Consider the following 3809-nt stretch of genomic DNA (forward strand, 5'->3'; position numbering starts at 1 on the left):
CCGGGGTCACGCTCGGTGGCGGCCCGGCCGAGGTCGCCCTCGGCGGCGGCGGGGCCGGGGTGACCCTCGGTGGCGGCGGGTTCGACCCGCTCACCGGGCGGCTCGCCCGGCTGTTCGGCCTCGACGTCGAGGGCCCGCGCCTGGAACTGTGGCGCGCGCCCGTCGACAACGACCAGTACGGCGGACTGGTGGAGACCTGGCGGCAGGCGCAGGTCGGCATGCACCGGATGACCCACCGCGTGGACGCCGTCGAGACCGGCGGCCCCGGCGGCGGGCTCACGGTGCGCACCCGGGTCGCGCCCGCCTCCAGCGATCTCGGCATGCGCGTCACCTACCGGTGGACGGCCGACGGCGACGCGCTGGAGCTGACCGTGGACGTCAAGCCCGAAGGCGGCTGGCTCACGCCCATCCCGCGGCTCGGCGTCGCCATGTCGCTGCCCGCCGAGCTCGGCCGCGTCACATGGTTCGGCAGGGGCCCCGGCGAGGCGTACCCCGACACCGGCCTGGCCGCCAGGGTCGGCAGGTGGACCGCCACGGTCGAGGAGCTGCAGACCCCGTACGTCTTCCCCCAGGAGAACGGCCACCGCGCGGACGTCCGCTGGGCCGAGCTGACCGGCCCCGGCGGGCGGGGCGTCAGGGTGTCGGGCGACCCGCTGTTCGGGCTGACCGTGAGGCGGTGGACCACGGCCGACCTCGAACGCGCCCGCCACCGGCCCGACCTCGTCCCCGGCGACCGGGTCCACGTCAACCTGGACCACGCCCAGCAGGGCGTCGGCACGGCCAGCTGCGGGCCGGGCACGCTCCCGGCGTACGAGCTGCGGGCCGAGCCGGTGACCTTCCGGCTGCGCTTCGCCCCGATCTGACCCCCGCTTCCGACCCCGCTGCCCCCGCCCCCCCGCTGATCCCGACCCCGCCGCGCCCCCGACCCACCGGTCGGGGGCGCGAAGGGGGCCGGAGAGCCGCCGGTGGGCGGTCAGTCCGGGACGGTGAGGACCGTGCCCGCGCCGACCGTCAGCCCGCCCTCGCGGATCGCGAAGCCGAGCCCCGGTTCGAGCGCGACGGCCTTGCCCAGCTCGACCGCCACCTCCACCGTGTCGCCCGGCTCGGCCGGGCCGGGCAGCGACAGCTCACCGGGCACGTCGGTCGTCCGCAGGTAGAACTGCGGCCGGTACCCCGGCGCGACCGGCCTGCGCCGCCCGCCCTCCCCGGGCGTGAGGAGGCGGATCCGGGCGGTGAACGAGCGGTGGGCCCGCTGGCTGCCCGGCGCGGCCAGCACCATGCCCCGCCGCACCTGGTCGCGGCGGACACCGCGCAGCAGCACCGCGGCGCTGTCGCCCGCCTCGCCCCGCTCCATCGTCTTGCCGAAGGTCTCCACCCCGGTCACCACCGCGGTGAAGCCGTCGCCGAAGCCGACCACCTCCACCACGTCGCCCACGGCCACGGTGCCGCGCTCGACGGCGCCGGTGACGACCGTGCCCCGGCCGGTGACCGTGAGCACGTTCTCCACCGGCATGAGGAACGGCGCGTCCACGTACCGGACCGGGACCGGGATGTGGTCGTCGACCGCGCGCAGCAGCGCCTCGACCGAAGCCGTCCACTCCGGGTCGCCCTCCAGCGCCCGCAGCCCGGAAACCCGGACCATCGGGACGTCGTGGTAGCCGTGCTCGGCGAGCAGCTCCTGCAGCTCCAGCTCGACCAGGTCGGTCAGCTCGGGGTCGGCGCCGTCGGCCTTGTTGACCGCGACGACCAGGTGCTCGACGCCGACCCGCCGGGCGAGCAGCACGTGCTCCCGGGTCTGCGGCATGATCCCGTCCTGCGCGGACACGACGAGGATCGCGCCGTCGAGCTGCGCCGCCCCCGTGATCATGTTCTTCACGTAGTCGGCGTGGCCCGGCATGTCGACGTGCGCGTAGTGGCGGGTGTCGGTCTCGTACTCGACGTGCGAGATGTTGATCGTGATGCCCCGGGAGTGCTCCTCCGGGGTCCTGTCGATCCGCTCGAACGGCGTGTACGTGGCCTGCCCGCGCTGCGCGAGCACCTTCGTGATCGCGGCGGTCAGCGTCGTCTTGCCGTGGTCGACGTGGCCCATCGTGCCGATGTTGAGGTGCGGCTTGTTCCGTACGTAGGCCTGCTTGGCCATGGTCCCTTCCTCGGGTGCCTGGAGTCTCGGTGACCCGTCGGGTCGTCGACCTCTCCCCGCCGGGTCACGCTCGGGACGTACGGGAAGAGGTCAGCGCTCCAGGCCGTCGCGGACACGCTCGAGAACGCCCGCACCCGCGGGCGTCGCGAACAGAGCGTGCCGGAACATGACGACCATGATGCTGGCCGTCAGCACCGCATCGCAACGGGATATTCCCGCCCCCATGGGGCCGGCCGGGCGGTCAGGTCAGAGCGGGATCCACTCGGTGGACGTGGTCACCTCGTCGAGGACCGCCGGGATGGGCTCCACGCCCAGCCCCGGCCCCGCGGGCACCTCCAGATGGCCGTCACCGAGCTCGAACGGCTCGGTGATGTCCGTGGCGTAGTAGCGGCGCGACCCCGACGTGTCACCCGGCAGCGTGAACCCGGGCAGCGCCGCCAGCGCCACGTTGGCCGCCCTGCCGAGCCCGGTCTCCAGCATGCCGCCGCACCACACCGCCACCCCGTGCGCCCGGCACAGGTCGTGGACGCGCCGCGCCTCCAGGTAGCCGCCGAGCCGGCCGGGCTTGATGTTGACGATCGAGCAGGAGCCCAGCTCGATCGCGGCCGCCGCGTGCTCGGCTGACTCGATCGACTCGTCCAGGCAGATCGGCGTGCGCAGCCTTCTGGCCAGCCTGGCGTGCTGCACGAGGTCGTCGTTGGCGAGCGGCTGCTCGATCAGCAGCAGCCCGAAGTCGTCGAGCCGGGCCAGCCGGGGCGCGTCACCCAGCGTGTACGCGGCGTTCGCGTCGACCTGGAGCAGCAGCCCGTCACCGAACCGCTCCCGCACCGCCCTGACCGGCTCGACGTCCCAGCCCGGCTCGATCTTCAGCTTGACCCGCAGGTAGCCCTCGGCCAGGTAGCCCTCGACGGCGTCGAGCAGCTGCGGGACGGAGTCCATGATGCCCACCGACACGCCGCACGGCACCCGGTCGCGCGCCGCGCCCAGGAAGCGGCCGAACGACTCGCCCGTGGCCCGCAGCTGCGCGTCCAGCACGGCCGTCTCCACCGCGGCCTTGGCCATGCGGTGACCCTTGATCGGTTCGAGCGCGCGGCCGACGGTGTGGACGTCGAGCGCGGGGGGCAGCGCGGGCAGCAGGAAGCGGCGGATCACCTCGGCCGCGCCGTCCACGTACTCGGAGGAGTAGAGCGGCTCCGACATCGCGACGCACTCGCCCCAGCCCTCGGCGTCGGGGGTGACGACCCTGACCAGCAGCACGTCGCGCGCCGTCTCGGTGCCGAAGGAGGTGCGGAACGGCGCCACCAGCGGCATCGCGATCCGTCTCAGCTCAACTCCTGTGATCTTCACGCTCTCTCCAGTGCGTAGGGGACGACGTCTCACCAGACGAAGCCTGGCGTACTACACAGACTGCACCCCTGGGCGCGCCGCCAGGTACACCGGCTCCGCGGCGCACGGAGCGATCCTGACCCGCGAGCCCGACTCCTGCGTGAGCCGTACGGAGTCGAACGTGACCGTCACCAGCGGGGTGCGGTAGCGGCCCGCGCGGAACCGGGCGGCCAGCCGGGCCAGCACGACCCCGGCCGTGACGTCGCCGTCGGGCACGGCCCCGCCGTCGAGCACCGCCCCGCCGTCGTCCCGGACCTCCAGCACGCACGGCGCCCGCTGCCCG

4 protein-coding genes are annotated in these 3809 nt (G+C 74.3%); 1 reads left to right on the top strand and 3 read right to left on the bottom strand.

Translation table 11 applies throughout. The features are described from left to right. The coding region (locus tag DQW85_RS26160; protein WP_240197432.1) for a beta-galactosidase small subunit at positions 1-863 on the top strand (863 nt) is incomplete at its 5' end. Positions 864-973: 110 nt separating this feature from the next. Here the strand turns inward: DQW85_RS26160 and tuf are convergent. The 3 genes from tuf to DQW85_RS26175 all read right to left on the bottom strand — a co-directional run. After that, complete coding sequence (tuf, locus tag DQW85_RS26165; RefSeq protein WP_113702601.1) at positions 974-2140, bottom strand: elongation factor Tu; 1167 nt, start codon at positions 2138-2140, stop codon at positions 974-976. A 246-nt stretch (positions 2141-2386) separates the two neighbouring features. Continuing rightward, on the bottom strand, positions 2387-3487 hold the full coding sequence (gene menC / locus DQW85_RS26170; protein ID WP_205315417.1) for an o-succinylbenzoate synthase: 1101 nt from the start codon (positions 3485-3487) through the stop codon (positions 2387-2389). 51 nt (positions 3488-3538) lie between these two features. Continuing rightward, positions 3539-3809 (bottom strand): hypothetical protein (locus DQW85_RS26175; RefSeq protein WP_420819187.1); only part of this gene is annotated, 271 nt, incomplete at its 5' end.

The organism is Nonomuraea lactucae (genome assembly GCF_003313395.1).
GTDB classification, from domain to species: Bacteria; Actinomycetota; Actinomycetes; order Streptosporangiales; family Streptosporangiaceae; genus Nonomuraea; species Nonomuraea lactucae.

Bases quoted from the DNA above. Each gene is read 5' to 3' on its own strand.
- tuf (WP_113702601.1), bottom strand. From the start codon at position 2,140: ATGGCCAAGCAGGCCTACGTACGGAACAAGCCGCACCTCAACATCGGC.